4 protein-coding genes and 1 pseudogene are annotated in these 4,189 nt (G+C 63.2%); 2 read left to right on the top strand and 3 right to left on the bottom strand.

Annotated elements, in window-relative coordinates:
• Nucleotides 1-86 precede the first annotated feature (86 nt).
• Together hpxZ and AC1DWI_RS15240 are read left to right on the top strand one after the other, a co-directional pair.
• Nucleotides 87-467, top strand: a complete 381-nt coding sequence (hpxZ, locus tag AC1DWI_RS15245) for an oxalurate catabolism protein HpxZ (protein WP_477670691.1) — start codon at nt 87-89, stop codon at nt 465-467.
• The gene (locus tag AC1DWI_RS15240; protein WP_477725131.1) at nt 464-1,195 is read left to right on the top strand and encodes a GntR family transcriptional regulator; all 732 of its coding nucleotides are present in this window, start codon (nt 464-466) and stop codon (nt 1,193-1,195) included. The genes hpxZ and AC1DWI_RS15240 overlap by 4 nt, the downstream gene beginning before the upstream one ends.
• Nucleotides 1,196-1,280: 85 nt before the next feature.
• Here the strand turns inward: AC1DWI_RS15240 and AC1DWI_RS15235 are convergent, their stop codons facing one another.
• From AC1DWI_RS15235 to AC1DWI_RS15225, 3 genes and pseudogenes are all read right to left on the bottom strand, one after another.
• On the bottom strand, nt 1,281-2,210 hold the full coding sequence (locus tag AC1DWI_RS15235) for a dihydrodipicolinate synthase family protein (protein WP_477670689.1): 930 nt from the start codon (nt 2,208-2,210) through the stop codon (nt 1,281-1,283).
• 50 nt (nt 2,211-2,260) lie between these two features.
• Nucleotides 2,261-3,994, bottom strand: a complete 1,734-nt coding sequence (locus AC1DWI_RS15230; RefSeq protein WP_457282341.1) for an IlvD/Edd family dehydratase — start codon at nt 3,992-3,994, stop codon at nt 2,261-2,263.
• Nucleotides 3,995-4,015: 21 nt separating this feature from the next.
• A pseudogene (locus AC1DWI_RS15225) lies at nt 4,016-4,189 on the bottom strand (sugar ABC transporter permease YjfF); the annotation flags it as partial.

Here is a 4,189-nt window from a genome sequence, read left to right as displayed (position 1 = left end):
GTGCTGGAGGCAGCCGGCATCGCCCGCGCTCCGCTGGCTTCGCTGGCTTCGCTGGCTTCGCTGGCTTCGCTGACAATCGGTAAATCATGATCCATGCCATCAACCTGCCCGACGTTCATGCCGAAGTGACTGCCGCATTTTTTCGCTACGAAGATGCACTGGTCAACAACAACGTGGAAGTGCTCGACGAGCTGTTCTGGAACAGCGAGCACACCCTGCGCTACGGCGTCACCGAGAACCTCCACGGCTATGACGCCATCCGTGCTTTTCGCGCGGGGCGCTCCCCACAAGGGCTCGCGCGTACCTTGCGCGCCACAGTCATCACAACATACGGACGCGACTTCGCCACGGCCAACACAGAGTTTGCACGTGTAGGTAGCGACAGGACCGGGCGCCAAAGCCAGACCTGGTTGCGCACGCGGGATGGCTGGCGTGTGGTAGCCGCCCACGTGAGTCTGCTGGCATGAGCCGCACGCACGCCGCCCCGCCTGTTGCCGGCAGCGCCTTTCATTCGCGCGCCGAGCAAGCCTATGCCGAACTCAAGCGCGACATCGCCGAATTCAAGCTGGTGCCCGGCGACCRCTTCACCGAAAGCGAGGTCAGCGAGCGCCTGGGTGTCTCGCGTACACCGGTGCGCCAGGCCCTGTTTCGCCTGCAGCAGGAGGGATTCGTCGAGGTGCTGTTTCGCAGTGGCTGGCGCGTGCTGCCCTTTGATTTCGACAAGTTCGAGCAGCTCTACGATCTGCGCATGGTGCTGGAAACCACGGCCGTGCAGCGCCTGTGCAGCGGCAGCCAGACGGTGGACACGGCGCTACTCGATGAACTGGCGGCCATCTGGCTGGCGCCGCTAGCTCAACGCAGTACCGACATGGTGCAGGTTGCACAGTGGGACGAGGCGTTTCATTGTGCGCTGGTGGCGGCCGCCGGCAATGCCGAAATGGCCCGGGTGCACCGCGATGTGACTGACCGCATCCGCATCATTCGCCGGCTTGACTTCATCAAGCAGCCGCGCATTGACGCGACCTATGAAGAGCACGCCAAGATTCTCAAGGCGGTGCGCGCCAAGCGTGGCGACCAGGCCGCCATGCTGCTGCGCGCCCATATCGAAACCAGCCAGGCCGAGGTGCGGAAAATAACGCTGCACCAGGTGCATCTCGCGCGTCAGATCGGCTCCGGAACGTCGCCCAAGGCATAAAACGCCTGGAGCCGTTAACCGGTGGGCGCGAGAAGCTATCAAAAAAGGAGCAATGTGCGGGGCATTACCCCGCGGCGTGCCCTGCTTACCGCCCCCAGCGCAGCACAAGCGGATCAAGCCGGCTGGCGGTTGCCAGCAGCCCGGCGCGCGTGTCCGGGTGCATGGCCGGAAAAGGATGACGCGGTGCTTCGCAGGCGATCACGCCGCCTTCCTTCATCAAGGTCTTGGCGGCCAGCAGCCCCGCCTGGCGGTTTTCATAATTGATCAGCGGCAGCCATTGCTGGTAAAGGGCATAGGCCTTGTCATGGTCGCCGGCGCGGTGCGCCTCGATGATCGGACGAATGCCGTCGGGGTAGCCGCCGCCGGTCATGGAGCCGGTGGCGCCGGCATCGAGGTCGGGCAACAGCGTGATGGCCTCTTCGCCGTCCCATGGCCCTTCCACCGAGTCACCTCCCAAACGGATCAGTTCGCGCAGTTTGGAGGCTGCACCGGCGGTTTCGATCTTGAAATAGGCGACGTGTTCAATCTCACGGGCCATACGCGCGAGGAAGCAGGCTGAAAGCACAGTGCCGCTGGCGGGCGCATCCTGGATCATGATGGGAATGTTGACCGCATCCGACAGCCGCGCATAAAACTCGTAAATCTGCGGCTCGCTCACGCGAAAGGTAGCCCCGTGATACGGCGGCATGACCATCAGCATGGCGGCGCCCATGTCCTGCGCCCGGCGGCTGCGTTCGGCGCAAACCTTCGTGCCGTAGTGGGTGGTGGTCACGATCACCGGCACGCGGCCGGCCACATGTTCGAGGACGGTACGGGTCAGGGTTTCACGCTCTTCGTCCGAAAGCACGAATTGCTCGGAGAAGTTGGCCAGGATGCAGATGCCGTCTGAGCCGGCGTCGATCATGAAGTCGATGCAGCGCTTCTGGCTTTCAAGGTCAAGCTCGCCGGTTTCGGTGAACGTGGTGGGGGCAACGGGGAAGATACCGCGGTAACGCGGCTGGCGGAGCGTGTTCATGGGGACTGGATCAGGTTGAATAAAGTTCAGTAATTCACTGCTTGCGCGATTTAATGGGAGTGCCGGGGAACTTCGGAGCCGCGGCAGCCGACCAGAAAATCGAAGTCGCAACCCTCGTCGGCTTGCAGCACGTGGTCGACATACAGGCGCTGGTAGCCGCCACGCATGCCTGCAGGGGCCTTCTGCAGGGCGGCAAGGCGTTCAGCCAGTTCGGCATCGCTGATGTCCAGGTGCAGGCGGCCCGCATCGCAGTCGAGCTCGATCCAGTCGCCGTCGCGTACCGCGGCCAGCGGCCCGCCGGCCGCCGCTTCTGGCGCCACATGCAGCACAACGGTGCCGTAAGCGGTGCCGCTCATGCGTGCGTCCGAGATGCGCACCATGTCCTTGACGCCCTGGCGCAGCAGCTTGGGCGGCAGGCCCATGTTGCCGACTTCGGCCATGCCGGGGTAGCCCTTGGGGCCGCAGTTCTTCATCACCATCACGCAGCTGGCATCGATGTCGAGGTTCTCGTCGACGATGCGCTCCTTGTAGTGCTCGAGGTTCTCGAATACGACCGCGCGGCCGCGGTGCTTGAGCAGTTCGGGCGAGGCCGCAGAGGGCTTGAGCACGGCGCCGCGCGGCGCCAGGTTGCCGCGCAGGATGCAGATACCGCCGTCGGCGATCAAGGGGTTGTCGAGGGGGCGGATCACCTCGTCGTTGTACTGCGGCGCCTCGCGCACGTTGTCCCATATCGACCGGCCATTGACGGTGAGCGCATTGGGATGCGGCAGCAAGCTGTTTTCACCCAGACGGCGCAACACGGCGGGCAGGCCGCCGGCGTAGTAGAACTCTTCCATCAGGAAACGGCCGGAAGGCTGCAGGTCAACGAGGGTGGGCGTGTTGCGGCCAATACGCGTCCAGTCTTCCAGGTCCAGCTGCACACCAATACGGCCCGCAATCGCCTTGAGGTGAATCACTGCGTTGGTGGAGCCGCCAATGGCGGCGTTGACGCGAATCGCATTTTCGAAGGCTTCGCGTGTGAGGATTTTCGACAGCGTGAGGCCTTCGCGCGCCATCTCGACAGCCCGCGCGCCCGACATTTGCGCCAGCACATAGCGGCGTGCATCCACCGCGGGAATGGCGGCGTTGTGCGGCAGCGAAGTACCCAGCGCTTCGGCCATGCAGGCCATGGTGGAGGCTGTTCCCATGGTGTTGCAGGTGCCGGCCGAACGCGACATGCCGCCCTCGGCCGCCAGGAACTGGTGCAGCTGGATTTCGCCCGCTTTCAGCGACTCGTGCAGCTGCCACACTGCCGTCCCCGAGCCGATGTTTTTGCCTTCAAGCTTGCCGTTTAGCATGGGCCCGCCGGTCACCACGATGGCCGGAATGTCGCAACTTGCAGCACCCATCAGCAGTGCGGGCGTGGTCTTGTCGCAACCGGTGAGCAGCACCACGGCGTCGATGGGATTGCCGCGAATCGCTTCTTCCACGTCCATGCTGGCAAGGTTGCGTGTGAGCATGGCGGTGGGCCGCAGGTTCGACTCGCCGTTCGAGAACACCGGGAACTCGACCGGAAAGCCACCCGCCTCTGAAATGCCGCGCTTCACATGCTCGGCGATCTTGCGGAAGTGGGCATTGCAAGGCGTGAGCTCCGACCAGGTATTGCAGATGCCGATGATGGGGCGGCCGTCGAACTCATGGTCGGGAATGCCCTGGTTCTTCATCCAGCTGCGGTACATGAAGCCGTTTTTGTCGGCCGTGCCGAACCACTCGGTGGAACGTAGTTTTCGTTTGGTGCTTGTCATGATGGTCTGGCCATTAAGGTTTCAGGAAGATTTGGGTGTGCGATTTGCCAGCAGCCGTTGCAGGAGGCAAAAAACAAACAGCAACACGCCGACGACAATGCGCGTCCACCAGGAACTCAAAGAGCCGTCAAAAGAGATCAGGGTCTGGATGATGCCGAGCATCAACACCCCGAACAGGGTGCCGGCCACATAACC

This window comes from Polaromonas sp. P3_C2 (genome assembly GCF_056402675.1).
This window is presented reverse-complemented; position numbering and strand designations above follow the sequence as displayed.

Excerpts from the sequence above, each read along its gene's own strand:
- hpxZ (WP_477670691.1), top strand. The coding sequence starts at position 87 with ATGATCCATGCCATCAACCTGCCCGACGTTCATGCCGAAGTGACTGCC.
- AC1DWI_RS15235 (WP_477670689.1), bottom strand. The coding sequence starts at position 2,210 with ATGAACACGCTCCGCCAGCCGCGTTACCGCGGTATCTTCCCCGTTGCC.
- AC1DWI_RS15230 (WP_457282341.1), bottom strand. The coding sequence starts at position 3,994 with ATGACAAGCACCAAACGAAAACTACGTTCCACCGAGTGGTTCGGCACG.